Here is an 18,983-nt window from a genome sequence, read left to right as displayed (position 1 = left end):
TCCGTGGATCTGGTCACCCTTTCCGACGTGCCCATGGGCCGCCTGCTGGCGGTTGCGGGTCACGTCGTCACCCAGCGGTGGAACCGCTTCCTGGCAGAGAGGTTCAACCTCACCCAGGCCGGCATGGCCACCCTCATGACACTCGCCCGCGCCGGCGCCCTGCCACACCGCGAGGTGGCCCAGCAATGCTTCGTCCGGCCCGCCACGCTGACCGGAATCATCGACACCCTCGAGCGTGACGGGCTCGTCGAACGGCAGCGCGACGACAATGACCGGCGCAGCATACGGCTGGCGATCACCCCCGCCGGCCGCGAGCGGGTGGCGGGCATCAACGCCCTCATTCGCTCCGGGAGGCCGCTCACCTCGGTCGACGCCGACCCCGAGAAGGCCGCCGTGATCCGCGAGTTCCTGTTGGAGGTCATCGGTAGTGGAGAGGACCCGCGCATGACCGAACCCACCGGCGAGACGGGAGGGCCGCTGTGCTGATCCGGCTGCTGCGCGGCCACCTGCGCCCGTACCCGAAGCCGCTGGCCGCCGTGGTGCTGCTGCAGTTCGTCGGCACCATGGCCTCGCTCTACCTGCCCAGCCTCAACGCCGACATCATCGACCACGGCGTGGCGCAGGGCGACACCCACTACATCGTGCGGACCGGCGGCTGGATGCTGCTCGTCAGCCTCGTCCAGATCGTGTGCTCGATCGCGGCGGTCTACCTCGGCGCTCGGACCGCGATGGGCTTCGGCCGCGACGTCCGGGCGGCGATCTTCCGGCACGTCAACCGCTTCTCGGCCCGCGAGGTCGCCCGCTTCGGCGCGCCCTCGCTCATCACCCGCAACACCAACGACGTTCAGCAGGTGCAGATGCTCGTGCTGATGAGCTGCACCATGCTGGTGGCCGCCCCGATCATGAGCGTCGGCGGCGTGTTCATGGCGCTCCGCGAGGACGTCGGCCTCTCCTGGCTCATGCTGGTCTGCGTCCCGGTGCTGGCCGCCGCGCTGGCGTCGGTCATCCGTCGGATGGTGCCCGGTTTCCGGCTCATGCAGACCCGCATCGACACCGTGAACCGGGTGCTGCGCGAGCAGATCACCGGCATCCGGGTCGTCCGGGCCTTCGTCCGCGAGCCGTACGAGACACGGCGCTTCGGGGTGGCCAACGCCGACCTGACGGCGACCGCCCTGCGGGTCGGCCGGCTGCTCGCGCTGATCTTCCCGGTCGTGATGCTGGTGCTGAACGTGTCCAGCGTCGCGGTGCTGTGGTTCGGCGCCCAGCGGGTCGACTCCGGCGCCATCCAGGTGGGCGCGCTGACCGCCTTCCTCCAGTACCTCATGCAGATCCTGATGGCCGTCATGATGGCCACCTTCATGCTCATGATGGTGCCCCGGGCCGCGGTCTGCGCCGAGCGCATCGGCGAGGTGCTGGACACCGACTCGTCCGTGGTGCCGCCCGAGACCTCGTCCGCCCAGGTGCCGACGACCCGCGCCGAGCTGGAACTGCGCGACGTGCGGTTCCAGTACCCGGGCGCCGCCGCGCCCGTGCTGCGGGACATTTCGTTCCGGGTGCGGCCGGGCACGACGACGGCCGTCATCGGCAGCACCGGCGCGGGCAAGACGACGCTGCTGTCGCTGGTCCCCCGGCTCGTCGACGTGACCGCCGGGGCCGTGCTGGTCGACGGGGTGGACGTCCGGGACCTGGCGCCCGACGAGCTGTGGCGCCGCATCGGCCTGGTGCCGCAGCGGCCGTACCTGTTCACCGGCACCGTGGCGAGCAACCTGCGCTACGGCAACCCGGACGCCACGGACGACGAGCTGTGGGCCGCGCTGGAGATCGCGCAGGCCGCCGATTTCGTCGCCCAGATGCCCGACGGGCTCGACGCGCCGATCGCGCAGGGCGGCACCAACGTCTCCGGCGGCCAGCGCCAGCGGCTCGCCATCGCCCGGGCCCTGGTCCGCAAGCCGGAGATCTACCTGTTCGACGACTCGTTCTCCGCGCTGGACCTGGGCACCGACGCGCGGCTGCGGGCGGCGCTGCGGCCGGTCACCGCGGACGCCGCCGTGGTCATCGTGGCCCAGCGCGTGTCCACGATCGTCGACGCCGACCAGATCATCGTGCTCGAGGACGGGGGGGTCGTCGGAGTGGGACGACACGAGGAACTGCTGGAGAGCTGCCCGACGTACGCCGAGATCGTGGCCTCGCAGCAGACGGCAGGGGTGGCGGCATGAGCGACCGCAGCACGAGGGCGGTGCCCGCGCAGAAGCCGGCCGGCGCCGGGCGGACGCCGCGGCGCCTGCCCGGGGGCGGGCGGGGCGGGCCGCCGTGGGGCGGCGCCGGGATGCCCACCGAGCGGTCGATGAACTTCGGGCCGTCGGCGCGGCGCCTGCTCGGCCGGCTCCGTCCTCAGCGGCTCCAGCTCGGCGTGGTCATCGCGCTGGCCCTGGTGAGCGTCGGGCTCAGCGTCACCGGCCCGAAGATCCTCGGCCACGCCACCGACCTGATCTTCACGGGCGTGATCGGGCGGCAGATCCCGCCGGGCGTCACCACCGAGCAGGCCGTCGCCGCGGCCCGCGCGGCCGGCAACGACGCGTACGCCGACATGCTCGCCCGGATGAACCCGGTGCCGGGCGCGGGCATCGACTTCACCGCCCTGGGGCGGGTTCTGCTGCTGGCGCTCGGGCTCTACCTGGCCGCGAGCCTGCTCATGTGGTGGCAGGGCTGGCTGCTCAACGGCGTGGTGCAGCGCACCGTGCTGAAGCTGCGCGCCGAGGTGGAGGAGAAGCTCAACCGGCTGCCGCTGCCGTACTTCGACCGGCAGCCCCGCGGCGAGCTGCTCAGCCGGGTCACCAACGACATCGACAACATCTCGCAGAGCCTCCAGCAGACGCTGAGCCAACTGCTGACGTCGCTGCTCACCGTGGTCGGCGTACTCGGCTTCATGTTCTGGATCTCGCCACTGCTGGCCCTCGTGGCGCTGGTCGCCGTACCGCTGTCGGTGCTCGTGACACAGCGCATCGCCAAGCGGTCGCAGAAGCAGTTCATCGCTCAGTGGACGCACACCGGTGAGCTGAACGGCCAGATCGAGGAGGCGTTCACCGGCCACGAGCTGGTCAAGGTGTTCGGCCGTCAGCGGGAGGTCGAGGCGGCCTTCACCGAGAAGAACGATCAGCTGTTCAAGGCCAGCTTCGGTGCGCAGTTCATCTCCGGGATCATCATGCCGTCGATGATGTTCATCGGGAACCTGAGCTACGTGGCGATCGCCGTGGTAGGTGGCCTGCGGGTCGCCTCGGGCACGATGAGCCTCGGTGACGTGCAGGCGTTCATCCAGTACTCGCGCCAGTTCACCCAGCCGCTGACCCAGGTGGCCTCGATGGCCAACCTGCTCCAGTCGGGGGTGGCCTCGGCGGAGCGTGTCTTCGCGGTGCTGGATGCCGAGGAGCAGAGCCCCGACCCGGCCGAGCCGGCCCGGGTGGCGCAGCCGCACGGCCGGGTCGAGTTCGAGCACGTCTCGTTCCGGTACGAGCCGGACAAGCCGCTGATCGACGACCTGTCCCTCGTGGCCGAGCCGGGCCACACCGTGGCGATCGTGGGGCCCACCGGCGCCGGCAAGACCACCCTCGTCAACCTGATCATGCGCTTCTACGAGCTGGACGCCGGGCGCATCACCCTGGACGGGGTGGACGTCACGACGATGCGGCGCGACGACCTGCGCGGCCGGATCGGGATGGTGCTCCAGGACACCTGGCTGTTCGGCGGCACCATCCGGGACAACATCGCGTACGGCCGGCCGGACGCCACGGAGGAGGAGATCCTGGCCGCGGCCAGGGCCACCTTCGTCGACCGGTTCGTCCGCAGCCTCCCCGACGGGTACGACACGGTCATCGACGAGGAGGGCAGCAACGTCAGCGCGGGCGAGAAGCAGCTCATCACGATCGCCCGGGCCTTCCTCGCCGAGCCGTCGCTGCTGATCCTCGACGAGGCGACCAGCTCGGTGGACACGCGTACGGAGGTGCTGCTGCAACGGGCGATGGCCGCCCTGCGCTCCGACCGGACCAGCTTCGTGATCGCGCACCGGCTCTCCACCATCCGGGACGCCGACCTCATCCTCATGATGGAGGCCGGCCGGATCGTCGAGCAGGGCACGCACGAGCAACTGCTCGCGGCGGGCGGGGCGTACCACCGGCTGTACCAGTCGCAGTTCACGTCCGCGCTCACCGAGCCCGACGAACCGGCCGACGGCGCCCCCCGCCGGCCCGCACCGGCGCAGGGGGCACTGTCGGCGTGAGCCGGTCAGCCGGGAAGCAGGTCGGCGGAGCGGGCGGTCACCACGCCGGTGACCAGCCCGAGGGCCGCGTCGACGGGCATCGGGTCGAGCCCGCGCCCGTCGCGCAGCCGCAGGGCCACCCGCCCGTCGCCTGCCTCCCGGGCGCCGATCACCGCGACGTACGGGATCCGGCGCCGCGCCGCGTCGCGGACCCGGGCGCCCAACGAGCCGTCCCCGTCGACCTCGACGCGCAGCCCGGCCTCCTCGGCCCGGCGGGCCAGGTCGGCCGCGGCGCCGGCCTGCCCGCCGTCCACGGGCAGCACGACGAGCTGGACCGGCGCGTACCACGCCGGGAAGGCGCCCTCGTGCACCTCGATGAGGTACGCGAACAACCGCTCCATGCTGCCGACCAGGCTGCGGTGCACCATGACGGGCCGCCGCCGCGACCCGTCCCGGTCGGTGTACGACAGGTCGAACCGCTCCGGCTTGTCGAAGTCGAGCTGCACGGTCGCCAGGGTCGACTCCCGGCCGGCGGCGTCCACGATCTGGATGTCGATCTTCGGCCCGTAGAACGCGGCGTCGCCGGGCGCCTCGACGTACGCGGTCCCGGCCAGCGCGGCGCGCAGCAGCTCCTCGGCGCGGGCCCACTGGGCGTCGTCGCCCACGTACCGCTGCCCGGGCCCGCGCAGGGACAGCCGGAACCCCGCCGGCCGGACCCCGAGCGCCGCGTGCGCCTCGCGGGTGAGCCGCAGGATCTCGGCGACCTCCTCCCCGACCTGCTCCAGGGCGCAGAAGTTGTGCGCGTCGTTGAGCGAGATGGCCCGCACCCGGGACAGCCCGCCGAGCACCCCGGACCGCTCGGAGCGGTACATCCCGCCCAGCTCGGCGATGCGCAGGGGCAGTTCACGGTACGAGCGGCCGCGGGCCGCGAACACCAGTGCGTGGTGCGGGCACAGGGCGGGCCGGAGCACGAACTCGTCGTCGGCCGAGACCCGCATCGGCGGGAACATGTCGTCGGCGAAGTAGCCGAGGTGCCCGGAGCGCTCGAAGAGTTCCCGCTTGCCCAGGGGCGGGGAGTAGACGTGCCGGTAGCCGGCGCGGCGCTCCACCTCCCGGACGTACTCCTCGACCGCGTGCCGGGCGGCGGCGCCGGCCGGCAGCCAGATCGGCAGCCCGGCGCCCGCGAGGGGATCGGAGACGAACAGCTCCAGCTCCCGGCCGAGCCTGCGGTGGTCGATCATGTCGCTCTCCCTGATCGGGTACGACCCGGAGGCGACCTGGTCACCGAACGCCGCGAGGCCCTCGGGGCGGATCGCCCCGGGGCCTCGTGGACGGAAACGTCAGTGCGGCACGCCGGGGTTTCCCGGCGTCGTGGTCAGATCCGCGCTGCGCATGGCGCGACCGTACGCCCGGCCCCGCCCCCCGCGCACCCGGATTTCCGTGGGTCGGGCCTGCCAGCGGACAGGGCGGGGGCGGGTCGGAGAGGGTGGGCCGCCGGCACGGGACCTGCCGGCGGCCCGATGCGGCCCGGTCGTCAGGAACGGGGGACCTGACGGTCGTGGGGCCGCGTCCGCACAACGGTACGCCGACGAACGCCGATCCGCCGACCGCCGGCGGCCGTGACCGGAGGCGGGGGAGCCTCGTTGTGCCTGGGTGGCCCTGCCGTGTCCATGGTCACCACCGACCAGGGCTGTCCACGGTGACGGCGGACACGCCGTCAGGCTCGGTACATCCGATCGGCCGCATCCGGCGAGGTGGCAGGCGTGCCCGAACTACTCACTGACGTCGCGTCGCCGACGTGGGCGTACCTCGCGCTGCTCGGCCTGCTGCTCGCCGACGCGTTCGTGCCGGTGATCCCCACCCAGGCCATCATGATCACGGGCGGGGCCCTCACCGTGTACGGCGGCCTGGACCTGCCCCTGATCATCGCCGTGGGCGCCACCGGCGTGCTCGCCGGCGACCTGGCGTGCTACCTGCTGGGGCGTACCGCGCCCGACCGACGGCCACCCCGACATGCCGAGCCGAGCCGGACCCGACGGGTCGCCGGTCGGGTCACCCAGGGCCTGCGCCGTCCCGGCCCACTGGTGATCCTGCTCTGCCGGTTCGTGCCCGGTGGTCGCATGGCGGCCTGCTTCTCGGCCGGCCGCAGCCGCTACCCGTACCGGCTCTTTCTGCTCTACGAGACGACCGCCGCGGTGGGCTGGGCGACCTACGGCGCCCTCGTCGGTCACCTGGGCGGGACGGCGCTGACCCAGTCCACCTGGCGGCTCGCGGCGATCGCCGCCGTGGCGGCGGTGGGCTTCGCGGGCGCCGGCTGGGTGATGACCATGGTCAACGCCCGCCGCACCCATCCCGACCTCCCCGTGGACTGAGTGTCGCGGTCGACGCCCGGTAAGTCGGAGCCGACCCCTGCGGTCAAACCCCGGCCCGTGCCTCGGGGTGCTCCCCGGGACCGAATTCGGTGGCCCGCCCCGATCCGTTTCGGGTGGTTCCGGCGACAGGCTGAGGCATGCCTGGAACCCGGAAAGCCGGCCTGTCCGCCCTCGCCGGCATCGCCCTCGCGGCGCTGCTCGTCGTGGTCGGCCACGTCGAGGTGAACGAGGACCTCTCCCCCTGGTCGCTGACGGTGAGCGACTTCGCCGTCTCCGACCGGGGTGGCGTGATCGACACGGCGATGGTGGTGCTCGCGCTGGCCACGGCCGCGCTGCTGCCCGCCCTGCGCGGGATGCGTACGGCGTTACCGCCCCTTCCGGCGGCAGGCCGGGACCGGCCGGCGCGACGACACCGGGGTCGGTGGGCGGAGGGCCTGCTGATCGCCTGGGTCGGCGGGTTGCTGCTGGCCGCGTTCGTGCCGACGAACGAGCCGGGAGCCCCGATGGGCGCGGCCGCGTACGTGCACCGGTACGCCTCGGTGGTCGCGTTCCTCGCCCTGCCGCTCGGCGGCTGGCTGCTCGCCGAGCGCCTGCCGCCGGACGTGGCGCGGTGGGTACGCGGCCTCGCGATCACCAGCGCGGTGCTCGCGGCGGCGATGGTCTGGTCGGCCTATCCCGGGGACCGGCTGCTCATCGGCCTGGCGGAACGCCTGCTCATCGTGACCGAAGCCGCCCTGCTGACCGTCCTGGCCCTCACGGTAACCCGCGCCTCCCGCTCGGCCCCCCGCTCAGCCCTCCGCGATGCCTCCCGCGATCATGCAGTTGTGGTGCCTCGCAAAGGCGACGGATCGGGAGCAAGCGGGCACCACAACTGCATGATCGACGCAGAGAGGGACGCGGGCGCCGGGGCCGGGGTGGGGGTGGGGACGGGGGGCGTTACTCCAGTACGTGCAGCATGAGCTGGCGCGCCGCCTCGGTGATCGAGCCGGAGAGGCTCGGGTAGATCGTGATGGTCTGGGCCAGCTCGTTGACGGTCAGGTTGTTCTCGACAGCCATGGTGATCGGCAGGATCAGCTCGCTGGCCTTCGGTGCGACGACCACGCCACCGATCACCTGGCCGCTGGCCGGCCGGCAGAACAGCTTCACGAAGCCGTCGGCGAGGTCGTCCATCTTGGCCCGGGCGTTGCCCGACAGCGGCAGCATCACCTGCCGGGCCGGGACCTTGCCGGCGTCCACCTCGTCTTGCGAGACGCCCACGCTGGCCAGCTCGGGATCGGTGAAGACGTTCGCGGCGACGGTCCGCAGCCGCAGCGGGCGGACCGCCTCGCCGAGCGCGTGCCACATGGCGATCCGGCCCTGCATGGCCGCGACGCTGGCCAGCGCGAGCACGCCCGTGCAGTCGCCGGCCGCGTAGATGCCGGGCACGTTGGTGCGGGACACGCGGTCGACGGTCACATGGCCCCCCGGGCCCAGCTCGACGCCGTACTCGGCGAGACCGAGGCCCTCGGTGTTCGGGATGGAGCCGACCGTGATGAGCGCGTGTGACCCGGACACCGTGCCACCGTCGGCCAGCTCGACCTCGACGCCGGACTCGGTGCGACGCACGGCCGCCGCCCGGGAGTTGTTGAGGATGCTCATCCCCCGGGCACGGAAGACCCGCTCGAGGACCGAGGCCGCGTCGGCGTCCTCGTGCGGCATCACCCGGTCACGGCTCGAGACCAGCGTCACCTTGATGCCCATCGCGAGATAGGCGCTCGCGAACTCGGCGCCGGTCACGCCGGAACCGACGACGATCAGGTGCTCGGGCAGCTCGGCCAGGTCGTACACCTGGCGCCAGGTCAGGATGCGCTCGCCGTCCGGGAGGGCGGTCGGCAGCTGGCGCGGGGTCGCCCCGGTGGCGATCAGCACCGTGGACGCGTCGATCGTGTACTCGCTGCCACCGTCGGCCGGTGTGACGACCACCCGGTGGGTGTGACCGAGCGTGTCCTCGCCCAGCCGGGCGGCGCCGGCCACGAAGGTGACCCCGGCCTTCAGCAGCTTGGCGTGGATGTCGGACGACTGGGCCAGTGCGAGCCGCTTGACCCGCTGGTGCACCGCGTGCGCGTCGACGGTGACCGCCTCCAGGCCGTCGGAGTGCACCCCGAACTCCTCGGTGTCCCGGTAGCCGGTCACCACCTCGGAACTGGCGATGAAGGTCTTCGAGGGCACGCAGTCGGACAGCACGCACGCCCCGCCGGCGCCCTCGGCCTCGACGACGGTGACGTCGGCGTCCAGCTGTGCGGCGACCAGCGCCGCCTCGTAGCCGGCCGGCCCCCCGCCGATGATCACGATCCGGCTCACAGCTCTCGCCCTCCGTCGATGCTCACAGTGACTTTCTTCTCCCGAACGCGTCCGACACGCACCGTCGTATTCTCCCCCACCCGTTCGCCGGGCTATCGTCATCGCCGTGCGTCTTCACGCCGCCTACGGCTCAAACCTCGACCCCGGCCGGATGCGCGCCTACTGCCCGCATTCGCCCATGGTGGGCACCGGCTGGCTGGAGGGCTGGCGGCTGACCTTCGCCGGTGAGGACGTCATCGGCTGGGAGGGCGCGGTGAGCACCGTGGTCGAGTCCCCCGGCGACCGGGTCTTCGTGGCGCTCTACGACATCCATCCGTACGACGCCGCCCAGCTCGACGAGATCGAGGGCGTGACCGCCGGCACGTACCGCAAGCTGCACGTCCGGATCTCCACCCTCGACGGCGACGTGACCGCGTGGATCTACGTCTTCGACGGGTACGAGGGCGGCCTGCCGACCTCGTGGTACCTCTCGGAGATCGCGAACGCGGCCGAGAAGGCCGGCGCGCCCGACGACTACGTCACCGAGCTGCGGTCCCGCCCCACCGGCACGGCCTCGGCCTGACCGCCCGGGAACCCGGGAGCGCGGGGGGCCGCTGAGCGCGTTTCGCACGCTCCCAGTGTGCTACCGGGGCCGCTCCGACGGCCCGCCGGCCCCGGTCGGCGTCGCGCATCACACACCCCGCGGGCGGCACCGCCGCCCGGGCGGCCGGGACGGCAAGCTCGTACATCTCGGTCCAGCGGGTCTCCCGCAGCCCCACCGAACGGGGCGGTCCGGTTCCGGCGCGACCGTCGGCGTTCAGGCCGCCGGGTGCGACCGCGCCACCGCGCCGAGGTGGGCCCGGGTGACGGTGAGCAGCTCGACCAGTTCGGCGCCGTCGACCGGGCCGAGCGCCGCGAACGCCGGGGCGGCCAGCCGGTCCGTCACCGCCTCCGCCCAGAGCCGGCGGCGGACCAGCGGCCCGACCGGCGGGTACGGCGGCGGCCAGCCGCAGGCCATGGCGCCGGCCTCCCCCTCGGGGCCGGCGAGCACGGCCTCCAGGGGAGTCATCCCGCTGGCCCGGACGGCGAGCAGGTACGCGGCCGTGAAGTGCTCACGGAGCTGCCGGAGGGCCGCCGCGGCACGGGCGCCCGGTGTGCGGCCCGGCACCAGCATCGCCCGCCAGGCGGCGAACAGCGGCATCCCGCTCGCGTCCGCCGCGGCGACCGCGCGCTCCACCAGCAGGGCGAGACGGTCGACGCGGGGTGCGTCGTCCAGGTGCTGCGCGCCCCACCGGCAGCACTCGGCGAGGGACGCGGCGGCCACCTCGAACGGCCGGACCGTCCGGGCGGCGCCGTCCCAGCCGTCGGCCACCGCGTCCGGTGACAGGAAGCCGAGCGCGGCGGCCACCGTCTCGGCGCGGACGTCGCCGAGCGCGCCGGCGCGGCCGCTCACGTAGAAGGCCCAGCCGGAGATGCCGAGCAGCCGGGCGCGGCGCAGGGTCACGGGGCAGCGGCCGTACGCCTCGCCCAGATCGAGCACCAGGGGCTTGCTCGCCGCGGCGACCTGCTCGGGCGTCACCGGAGCCACCCGCGGCCGGCACCGGCCCACCCCGCCCGCACCCCACGTCCGTCCATCGACGTCAGTCTGCCTCGCCGCGCCCCGTCCCGGCAGCCCCCTCCTCGGCCTCGAGCGCCTCCATGGCCGCCTCGACCTCGCCCGTGCGTCGGCGGGCCGCCGTGAGCGTCCGCTCCGCCCCGCGGCGGGCCAGCTTCGCCCGACTCAGCTCCTGCTCGGCGACCGCCCGCCGCCGCTCCAGTTCGGCCAGCTCGGCCTCAATGTCGTCGAGAGCGGCCGCGCCGTCGCGCTCGGCCTCCGTGGCGTCGGCCAGCTCCGACTCGGCGTGCTCCTGGTCGGTACGCGCCTTCGCGAGCTCACGTTCGAGCGCCCGGCGCTGCCGCGCCCGCTCGGCCCGGGCGGCCTTCTCGGCCCGTTCCGCGGCCCGCTCGGCCGCCCGGTCGCCCGGGGCCCGCTGGGCGGGGGCCCGGCCCGCCTCCTTCGGCGGCCGGCGCTCCTCCTCGTCCTCGCCGCCGGTGACGAGGCGCAGCTGGGGCCGGGGCACCTCGCCGAAGCCGGCGTACGTGGCCGCCCGCAGGAGCCGGCCGGCGCGGAGCTGCTCGGCCACCTCGGTGTCGGCGAGCGCCGCGTTGAGGGTCGCCTCCACCTCGGCCAGCGGCAGCTTCCCGGCCGACGGGGCGCCCTCCTCGCCGGCGGCCAGCTTGCGTACCTCGGCGACGAGCGCACCGACCACTGCCCGCCGCTGCGCGGAGAGTTCCCGCAGGCGCGGGCCGCGCAGCTCCCGTTGGGCCGATCGCAGCGACCCGGCGAGCTCCACCAGATCGGCCACGAGTTCGGGTCGGCGGATGGCGAGCAGGTTGACCAGCCACGCGGCCACCGTGGGCCGGCGCAGCCGGGCGATCTGCCGGGCGGTCGCCGCGTCGCCGGCGCGGCGTGCCTCGGCGACCGCCGCGTCCCGGGCGGCGACGAACCGGTCGGGAGGCGTGCTGTAGAGCTGCCGGACCAGCTCGGGCGAGGGGTCGGGCATCGCCTCAGGCGTCCACCCGCGTGCCCGGCTCCAGGCGCCGGTAGTCGGTGCGGGACAGCGCGCTGTACTGGCGGTCGAGCACGGCGTAGCCGTTGTCGTTGAGCAGCGCGTCGTGCAGCGCGTACGCCCGGCGCGGCGCGACCGCCCGGATGAAGTCGAGCACCTCGGAGAACTTGTTCCACGGGGCGTGGATCGGCGCGAAGAGCGTGTCGACCGGCAGGTCCGGCACCACGAGCGAGTCCCCCGGGTGGTAGACCACGTCGTTGATCAGGTAGCCGATGTTCTCGACGACGGGGATGTCCGGGTGGATCACCGCGTGCCGCCCGCCGTACGCGCGGATGGCCACCCCGGCCGCCGTGAACGACTCGCCGGCCCGCACCGGTTGCAGGGTCTCGGCCGCGTCGCCGAGCGCGGCCGAGAGCGAGGACGGCCCGTGCAGCGTGAACGGCCGCCGGTCGAGCTGCCGGGTGATCGCGGCGGCGTCCAGGTGGTCCGGGTGCTCGTGCGTGATCAGCACCGCGTCCGCCCCGTCCAGCGCCGCCGGGTCGCTGAACACGCCGGGGTCGATGACCAGCACTCCCCCGTCGTGCTCGACCCGCAGGCACGAGTGGGCGTACTTGGTGAGCTGCATCGTGACTCCTCGATTATCGAATCGTGACGTCCTCAGCGCAGTCTGCCGGAACCGGCGTGCTCACGCGCCGCGTCCGAGGTATCGCCCACTTCGGGCGGACGCAGACGGGAGCGGGGATGGACGGGCGGACGGATCGGCGCCACGGCGTGGCGCTCGCGGCGATGGGTTTGACGGCGGTGCTTGCCGTGGGCGGCTGCACGGCCGACGGCGGCGAAGACAGGGCCACCTCGGCCGGGGCGCCGGCGGCCGGACCGGCGGACGCGGGCGCCGCCGAGCGCAACGCGGCGGGCGCCGGCGCGCCGACCGGGGCCGCCCCGGGCGCCCCGGACCTGCGCGTGGACCAGCGATCGATCATCTACACGGGAACGATGCTGGTGCGGGCGGACGATGTGGACGGCGCCGCTCGGCGCGCCGTCGAGACGGTCACCGCGGCGGGTGGCTTCGTCGGCGGCGACCAGCGCAGCAGCGCGGCCGCCGACGCCCGGGTCGAGCTGCAGCTGCGGGTGCCGGCGGCGCGGTTCACGGCCGTGGTCGACGAGCTGGCGAAACTGGGACGGCCGGAGCAGCGGGAGATCCGCACCGAGGACGTCACCGAGGAGACCGTCGACCTGGACGCGCGGATCGCCACCCAGCGCGCCCGCGTCGAGAGCGGCCGGCGGCTGCTCGCCCGGGCCACCACGATCAGCGACCTCGTGTCGCTCGAGTCCGAGCTGGCGAAGCGGGAGGCGGACCTGGCCTCGCTGGAGGCGAAGAAGCGCCGGTTGGACGACCTCGCGGCGCTGTCCACCATCACGCTCACGGTGGTCGGACCGGACGTGACCACGGCGGAGAAGGAGACCGAGCTTGGCTTCCTCGTGGGTCTCCGCAACGGCTGGCGGGCGTTCCTGGGTTCGATGACCGTGCTGCTGACCGTGCTGGGCGCGTTGCTGCCGTGGCTGGTCGCGTTGGGCGTACCGGTGGCGGCGCTGCTCGTGGCGCTGCGCCGGCGGCGGCGCCGCCGGGTCGCGCCACCGGTCAGCGCGCCGCCTCCAGTGCCCGCAGCGCGGTCTGCACCATGACGCGTACGCCGGCCGGGATGGCGCGCTCGTCCACGTCGAACGAGGCGCGGTGCAGGTCGACGTTGGGTCCGGACCGGCCGACGCCGAGCCGGGCCAGCGCGCCGGGGACGTACTCCAGGTACCAGGAGAAGTCCTCACCGCCCATGCTCTGCGGGGTCTCGGCGACACCGTCGGGGCCGAGTGCCGCGGTGGTGGCCGCGGTGAGGACCTGGATGGCCCGGGCGTCGTTGCTGACGGGCGGGCGGCCGCGCAGGTACTCCAAATCGACGGTGGCGCCGGTGGGGGCGATCACGTCCCGGACCACCTGACCGACGATCTTCGGAGCGAGTTCCCAGGTGTCGCGGTCCATCACCCGCAGGGTGCCGGCCGCGCACGCCTCGGAGGGGATGACGTTGTAGCGGGTGCCGGCCTGGGCGTGGCCGAACACCAGCAGCAGCCCGCTGTTGGCCGGCACCCGGCGGCTCACGAGCGCGGGCACCTCGGTGACCAGCCGGCCGAGGGCATCGACGAGGTCGACCGTCAGGTGCGGGCGGGCGGTGTGCCCGCCGGGCCCGCTCAGCCGGACGGTGACGTTGTCGGCGGCCGCGGTGATCGGGCCGACCCGCAGGCCGATCTGCCCGACCGGCAGGTTCGGGTCGCAGTGCAGCGCGAAGATCTGCACGACGTCGTCCAGGCCGCCGGCCTCGATGACCTCCAGCGAGCCGCAGGGCAGGATCTCCTCGGCCGGCTGGAAGATCAGCCGGACCCGGCCGTGCAGCTCGCCGCGCTCGGCGAGCTGGGCCAGGAGCATCCCGACGCCGAGCATGATCGTGGTGTGGACGTCGTGACCGCAGGCGTGGCAGACCCCGTCCACGGTCGAGCGGTAAGGCACGTCCTTGACGTCGGTCAGCGGGAGCGCGTCGATGTCGGCCCGCAGGGCGACCACCGGGCCGTCCGGGCGGCCGTCGATGTCGCAGAGGACGCCGTTGCCCTTCGGCAGCATCCGCGGGTGCAGCCCGGCCAGTGTGAGCTCCCGGGCGACCAGGGCCGCGGTGTCGAACTCGTTTCCGGAGAGCTCCGGGTGGGCGTGGATGTGACGACGTGTGGCGACGAGCCCGGGTACGCGGAGCGCGAGCAACTGGTCCAGCTCGAACGGCAGGGGTTGGGACCCGGACGGCGTCTCCGACCAGGGCGACGCCAGCTGGCTGCCGGTCGGCAGCGTCAACGCACTCGTCACGTCGAATTCTCGATCACTAGAGATGGATGGATCATCAGGAACAGGAGACAGCCTAGACCTCCGACGGTGACGCTGCGCAACCTCGTTCCGGTAGTGGTCGGAGCGCACAGCGTCACGAATGCCCTGCTGGGAGCGCTCGGAGATCTGCGGCGCAGCAGGTAGATCGCGTTCGAACGCTGTCATCGGCCGCCTCACCTCCTACAACGCGTAACCGATTCGGTGGTCACGAATCCACGCTCGCCCACTCGGGCCTTCGTTGCGAATTGTCGCATTAGTCAGCTTGGTGAACTGACAGTCCGCCAATTGGCGACCACACTCCGCAACAAACCGGACCGAACGCTCACACACACCCGCCGAGCGGAACCGCACACGGTGTCCGTCCCCGTTCACCAGCGGGGTACCCGCAAACCCCACGGGCACACGCCGCGCGCCGGTCGGGGCAGCGCCGCCCCGGGGCGATCCGGGGCGGAACGGGCGGCGCCGCGCGTGCCGTCCCGGAGGCGGGCGTTTCGCCACGCCGGCCGGGGAACTGCTTCCGACTGTAGCGCCGCCCGAGCCCGACGACGGAGCGCCTGAGCAGCAGAAACACGACAGCCGCCCGGCGGCGCGAACGCGCCGGGCGGCCGTGCGTACGACGGGTCAGAACCGGTCGCTGGGCCGGTACTGGCCCCACACCTCGCGGAGCGTCCCGCAGACCTCGCCGACCGTGGCCCGGGCGCGCAGGGCCTCCTTCATCGGGTAGAGCACGTTCTCGGTGCCGGACGCCGCGGCACGCAGCTCCCCGAGGGCGCGGTCCACGGCGCCAGCGTCACGGGTCCGCCGCAGCTCCGCGAGGCGCTGCCCCTGCGCCGCCTCGATCGCCGGGTCGACCCGCAGCGGCTCGTACGGCTCCTCCTCGTCGATCTGGAACCGGTTCAGGCCGACCACCACGCGCTCGCCCGAGTCGATCTCCTGGGCGATCCGGTACGCGGACTGCTCGATCTCGCGCTTCTGGAAGCCGGCCTCGATCGCGTCCACCGCCGAACCGTGGTCGAAGACCCGGTCCATCAGCTCGGTGGCGGCCGCCTCGATCTCCGCAGTCATCGCCTCGACGACGTACGACCCGGCGAACGGGTCGACGGTGGCCGTCAGGTCCGTCTCGTACGCCAGCACCTGCTGGGTGCGCAGCGCGAGCCGGGCGGCCTTCTCGGTGGGCAGCGCGATCGCCTCGTCGAAGCTGTTGGTGTGCAGCGACTGCGTGCCGCCCAGCACGGCGGCCAGCCCCTGCACCGCCACCCGGACCAGGTTGACCTCCGGCTGCTGCGCGGTGAGCTGCACACCCGCCGTCTGGGTGTGGAAGCGCAGCATCATCGACTTCGGGTTCCTGGCACCGAACTCGTCGCGCATCAGCCGCGCCCAGATCCGCCGGGCCGCGCGGAACTTCGCGACCTCCTCGATGAGCGTGGTGCGGGCCACGAAGAAGAACGACAACCGGGGCGCGAAGTCGTCCACCGCGAGGCCGGCGGCGAGCGCGGCGCGGACGTACTCCACACCGTTGGCCAGCGTGAACGCGATCTCCTGCGCGGGGCTCGCCCCGGCCTCGGCCATGTGGTAGCCGGAAATGGAGATCGTGTTCCACTTCGGCACCTCCTTGCGGCAGTAGCCGAACGTGTCGGCGACCAGCCGCAGCGAGGGCTTCGGCGGGAAGATGTACGTGCCCCGGGCGATGTACTCCTTGAGGATGTCGTTCTGGATCGTCCCGTTCAGGGCGGTGCCGGGAACGCCGTTCTCCTCGGCGACCAGCTGGTAGAGCAGGAGCAGCACCGAGCCGGGCGCGTTGATGGTCATCGAGGTGGAGACCTTGTCCAGCGGGATGCCGTCGAAGAGCAGCCGCATGTCCTCGATGGAGTCGATGGCCACCCCGACCTTGCCCACCTCGCCGTGCGCGATCGGGTCGTCGGAGTCGTACCCCATCTGCGTCGGCAGGTCGAACGCGACCGAGAGACCCATGGTGCCCGCCCGCAACAGCTGGTGGTAACGGGCGTTGGACTCGGTGGCGGTGCCGAACCCGGCGTACTGGCGCATCGTCCACGGGCGGGACGTGTACATGGTCGGGTAGACACCGCGGGTGTACGGGAACTCGCCCGGCGCGCCCAGCCGCGAGTCCAGGTCGTCCGGAAGGTCGGTCGCCGTGTAGACGCCCTGGATGGGGAAACCGGACTCGCTCAACCGCCGTTCGCTCATCCCCGGATGGTAGGACGCGCCGCGGCGGCCCGCGGTGAGGGATTCCGCACAGTGCGTCGGGGAAGGTCAACGAGAGGTGAACGACTCGGCACGTAACGTCGACTTCGACAAACGCCCGACGCGTCGGCTTTCGCATCGGGCGTCGGAACCAGCAAGATAGGGGGGTTGTGTCCCAGCCCCCTCGATATCCCCCGGTGGCTCTTCTGTGACTCAGATCCCGACCTGGAGCGGCGGACCTGTCAGTCCCCCCAGCGGCCGCGCGGCGCCCGGCACCACCATCGGTGGTCGCTACGAGCTGCGCTCGGCGGTGGGCAACGGCGGCATGGGCACGGTCTGGCGCGCGACAGACACTCTGCTGCGGCGGGACGTGGCGGTCAAGGAGGTCGTCCTCCCCCCGGGGCTGGCCCCCAGCGACCGCGACGCCATGTACGAGCGCACCCTCCGCGAGGCCCGCGCCGCCGCGGCGATCCAGCACCCCGCCGTCGTGCAGGTGTACGACGTCGTGACCGAGGCCGGCCGGCCGTGGATCGTGATGGAGCTGCTCGACGCCCGCAGCCTCGCCGACATGGTCATCGAGGACGGGCCCGTCGCGCCGCGAGTCGTCGCCAAGATCGGCATCGCGTTGCTCGGCGCGCTGGAGGTGGCGCACGCGATCGGCGTGCTGCACCGCGACGTCAAGCCGGCCAACGTGCTGATCTGCACCGACGGACGCTGCGTGCTGACCGACTTCGGCGTCGCCCGGATGCCGACCGACGTGCAGCTCACGACGCCCGGCATGGTGCTCGGCTCGCCGCACTTCATCTCCCCCGAGCGGGCCATGGGCCAGGAGTTCGGGCCGCCCAGCGACCTGTTCTCCCTCGGCGTGACGCTCTACACCGCCGTCGAGGGCCGGCCGCCGTTCGACAAGGGCGACCCGATCGAGACCATGCACGCCGTGGTCGAGGACCCGCCCGCCCCACCGCAGCGCAGCGGCCCGCTGACCAACGTGCTCATGGGCCTGCTCGAGAAGGACCCGGCGCGCCGGATGGACGTGCACACGGCCCGCGCGATGCTCCGCGAGCTGCTCGCCGGCCCGCTGAGCAACACCGCCGCCGCCGTGCACTCCGTGACCGACCCGTACTCCGTGGTGCCCGTGCAGCGGCCGCTCCCACCGCCGCCGGCCCCGCCGGAGCCGAAGCCGACCGGCCAGATCGGCGGCCCGGCCATGCTCGCCCCCGGCGAGTCGCTGACCGACCGGCTGGCCGCGCTGCGGCGGGGCGAGCGGCCCGCGCCGGCCGCCGGGGACGCCGCCGCCCTCGACGAGACCAGCACCGACGCGCTGGCCGGCCCGCTGCACACGCCGACCGGGGCCATGCCGGCGCCCGGCCGCACGTACGGCGGCAGCGCCGACGCCACCCAGCGGGTTGACGCCGGCGCGCAGGCGGACGCCACCCAGCGGGTCACCTGGGGGGTCCGGCCGGACGCCACGCAGGCGGTTCCGTACCCGGGCGCGCCCGAGGCGACCCAGCGGCTGGGCGGCACCTACGGCGGCGGCCAGTGGTCCGTCCCCGGCACCGGGCAGCCGTGGACCTCGCCCGCCGCCACGCCGGGCACCGGCGGGCCGCTCGACCGCGTCCGGCGGGTGGGCGCCGAACTGGTCCGCACCGTCAAGGGCTGGCCGCGCAACGTCCAGCTCGCCGCGGCCGGTGGTCTCGCCGTGCTGCTGGTGATCGGGGCGGTCGCCCTGTTCAGCGGCGGGGACGACGCGCCACCCGCCCCGCAGGCCCAGCCGACCGCCACCGCACCGGCCGGCCCGGGCGTCGACATGCAGGAGCACACGGCCCGCGGCGTCCAGGTGATGGTGCCGAAGGGCTGGGAGAAGGCGACCGGCGGCGTCTACATCGACTACGTCGACCCGGAGGACAGCGGCCGCAAGGTGCGCATCCTCACCGAGAACTTCAGCGGCACCAGCTCGATGCGCTGGGCCGAGATCGCCGAGGGCAACCTGAAGAAGGCGAAGAGCTGCCCCAAGCCGTACGCCCGGATCGCCATGACCGAGCAGGAGCTGGCCGGCAAGCCCGCGGCCGAGTTCGAGTACACCTGCGGCGAGAGCGACTCGAGGCGGCACGGCGTGTGGCGGGGCGTGGTCAGCAACGGGAAGATCTACTCGTTCTACCTGTCGGTGACCGACGCCCGGTACGCCGAGAGCAAGCCGATCTTCGACGAGATGGTGCGCACCTTCAAGCTCACCGACGCCGGCTGAGCGGGCCGCCGGGCGGCCCGGCCGGGAGGGAACCGTCAGCGGTGATCCGTCGGCGTGCTATCAAGAG

Annotated in this window: 15 protein-coding genes; 8 read left to right on the top strand and 7 right to left on the bottom strand. The window is 73.3% G+C overall.

Going from position 1 to position 18,983, the window contains the following annotated elements:
• Window positions 1-3 precede the first annotated feature (3 nt).
• From ACSNOA_RS05670 to ACSNOA_RS05660, 3 genes are read left to right on the top strand one after another with little or no spacing between them, the layout of a single operon-like run.
• Window positions 4-486, top strand: a complete 483-nt coding sequence (locus ACSNOA_RS05670) for a MarR family winged helix-turn-helix transcriptional regulator (protein ID WP_436656870.1) — start codon at window positions 4-6, stop codon at window positions 484-486.
• The gene (locus tag ACSNOA_RS05665) at window positions 480-2,216 is read left to right on the top strand and encodes an ABC transporter ATP-binding protein (protein WP_436656869.1); all 1,737 of its coding nucleotides are present in this window, start codon (window positions 480-482) and stop codon (window positions 2,214-2,216) included. Before ACSNOA_RS05670 ends, ACSNOA_RS05665 begins: the two co-directional genes overlap by 7 nt.
• Complete coding sequence (locus ACSNOA_RS05660) at window positions 2,213-4,273, top strand: ABC transporter ATP-binding protein (RefSeq protein WP_436656868.1); 2,061 nt, start codon at window positions 2,213-2,215, stop codon at window positions 4,271-4,273. Before ACSNOA_RS05665 ends, ACSNOA_RS05660 begins: the two co-directional genes overlap by 4 nt.
• Window positions 4,274-4,278: 5 nt before the next feature.
• On the opposite strand, the gene thrS is transcribed toward ACSNOA_RS05660, so the two are convergent.
• Window positions 4,279-5,508, bottom strand: coding sequence for a threonine--tRNA ligase (gene thrS, locus ACSNOA_RS05655; RefSeq protein WP_436658325.1), 1,230 nt, complete (start codon window positions 5,506-5,508; stop codon window positions 4,279-4,281).
• 507 nt (window positions 5,509-6,015) lie between these two features.
• On the opposite strand from thrS, the gene ACSNOA_RS05650 reads away from it, so the two are divergent.
• Window positions 6,016-6,624, top strand: a complete 609-nt coding sequence (locus ACSNOA_RS05650) for a DedA family protein (RefSeq protein ID WP_436656867.1) — start codon at window positions 6,016-6,018, stop codon at window positions 6,622-6,624.
• Window positions 6,625-6,761: 137 nt separating this feature from the next.
• Window positions 6,762-7,583 carry a DUF998 domain-containing protein gene (locus ACSNOA_RS05645; RefSeq protein WP_436656866.1) on the top strand — a complete coding sequence of 274 codons (822 nt, stop codon included), beginning with the start codon at window positions 6,762-6,764 and terminating at the stop codon, window positions 7,581-7,583.
• On the opposite strand, the gene ACSNOA_RS05640 is transcribed toward ACSNOA_RS05645, so the two are convergent.
• A complete protein-coding gene (locus ACSNOA_RS05640; RefSeq protein WP_436656865.1) occupies window positions 7,561-8,964 on the bottom strand; it encodes an NAD(P)H-quinone dehydrogenase in 1,404 nt (467 codons plus the stop codon). The two genes, ACSNOA_RS05645 and ACSNOA_RS05640, sit on opposite strands and share 23 nt — an antisense overlap.
• Window positions 8,965-9,070: 106 nt before the next feature.
• Here ACSNOA_RS05640 and ACSNOA_RS05635 point away from each other — a divergent pair, with 106 nt between their 5' ends.
• Window positions 9,071-9,526 (top strand): gamma-glutamylcyclotransferase, encoded by a 456-nt coding sequence (locus ACSNOA_RS05635; RefSeq protein ID WP_436656864.1) that lies wholly within the window; start codon window positions 9,071-9,073, stop codon window positions 9,524-9,526.
• Window positions 9,527-9,760: 234 nt separating this feature from the next.
• On the opposite strand, the gene ACSNOA_RS05630 is transcribed toward ACSNOA_RS05635, so the two are convergent.
• From ACSNOA_RS05630 to ACSNOA_RS05620, 3 genes are all read right to left on the bottom strand, one after another.
• Window positions 9,761-10,522: an SCO6745 family protein gene (locus ACSNOA_RS05630; protein WP_436656863.1), complete on the bottom strand. Its 762-nt coding sequence runs from the start codon at window positions 10,520-10,522 to the stop codon at window positions 9,761-9,763.
• Between the two features lie 61 nt (window positions 10,523-10,583).
• Window positions 10,584-11,546: a hypothetical protein gene (locus ACSNOA_RS05625; RefSeq protein WP_436656862.1), complete on the bottom strand. Its 963-nt coding sequence runs from the start codon at window positions 11,544-11,546 to the stop codon at window positions 10,584-10,586.
• 4 nt (window positions 11,547-11,550) lie between these two features.
• A complete protein-coding gene (locus ACSNOA_RS05620; protein WP_436656861.1) occupies window positions 11,551-12,177 on the bottom strand; it encodes an MBL fold metallo-hydrolase in 627 nt (208 codons plus the stop codon).
• 116 nt (window positions 12,178-12,293) lie between these two features.
• Here ACSNOA_RS05620 and ACSNOA_RS05615 point away from each other — a divergent pair, with 116 nt between their 5' ends.
• Window positions 12,294-13,235 (top strand): DUF4349 domain-containing protein, encoded by a 942-nt coding sequence (locus ACSNOA_RS05615; RefSeq protein WP_436656860.1) that lies wholly within the window; start codon window positions 12,294-12,296, stop codon window positions 13,233-13,235.
• Here the strand turns inward: ACSNOA_RS05615 and ACSNOA_RS05610 are convergent.
• Both ACSNOA_RS05610 and ACSNOA_RS05605 read right to left on the bottom strand, forming a co-directional pair.
• The gene (locus tag ACSNOA_RS05610) at window positions 13,192-14,451 is read right to left on the bottom strand and encodes an amidohydrolase (protein ID WP_436656859.1); all 1,260 of its coding nucleotides are present in this window, start codon (window positions 14,449-14,451) and stop codon (window positions 13,192-13,194) included. The two genes, ACSNOA_RS05615 and ACSNOA_RS05610, sit on opposite strands and share 44 nt — an antisense overlap.
• A gap of 639 nt (window positions 14,452-15,090) precedes the next feature.
• Window positions 15,091-16,674 carry an acyl-CoA mutase large subunit family protein gene (locus ACSNOA_RS05605; protein ID WP_436656858.1) on the bottom strand — a complete coding sequence of 528 codons (1,584 nt, stop codon included), beginning with the start codon at window positions 16,672-16,674 and terminating at the stop codon, window positions 15,091-15,093.
• Window positions 16,675-16,879: 205 nt separating this feature from the next.
• On the opposite strand from ACSNOA_RS05605, the gene ACSNOA_RS05600 reads away from it, so the two are divergent.
• Window positions 16,880-18,916, top strand: a complete 2,037-nt coding sequence (locus tag ACSNOA_RS05600) for a protein kinase domain-containing protein (protein ID WP_436656857.1) — start codon at window positions 16,880-16,882, stop codon at window positions 18,914-18,916.
• Window positions 18,917-18,983 lie beyond the last annotated feature (67 nt).

The organism is Micromonospora sp. URMC 103 (assembly GCF_051386435.1).
In the GTDB taxonomy this organism is placed as follows: domain Bacteria; phylum Actinomycetota; class Actinomycetes; order Mycobacteriales; family Micromonosporaceae; genus Micromonospora.
Note: the sequence above shows the minus strand (reverse complement) of the source record. Positions and strands in the feature narration are given on the sequence as shown.

Bases quoted from the DNA above. Each gene is read 5' to 3' on its own strand.
- ACSNOA_RS05660 (WP_436656868.1), top strand. From the start codon at position 2,213: ATGAGCGACCGCAGCACGAGGGCGGTGCCCGCGCAGAAGCCGGCCGGC.
- ACSNOA_RS05645 (WP_436656866.1), top strand. From the start codon at position 6,762: ATGCCTGGAACCCGGAAAGCCGGCCTGTCCGCCCTCGCCGGCATCGCC.
- ACSNOA_RS05625 (WP_436656862.1), bottom strand. From the start codon at position 11,546: ATGCCCGACCCCTCGCCCGAGCTGGTCCGGCAGCTCTACAGCACGCCT.
- ACSNOA_RS05620 (WP_436656861.1), bottom strand. From the start codon at position 12,177: ATGCAGCTCACCAAGTACGCCCACTCGTGCCTGCGGGTCGAGCACGAC.
- ACSNOA_RS05615 (WP_436656860.1), top strand. From the start codon at position 12,294: ATGGACGGGCGGACGGATCGGCGCCACGGCGTGGCGCTCGCGGCGATG.
- ACSNOA_RS05605 (WP_436656858.1), bottom strand. From the start codon at position 16,674: ATGAGCGAACGGCGGTTGAGCGAGTCCGGTTTCCCCATCCAGGGCGTC.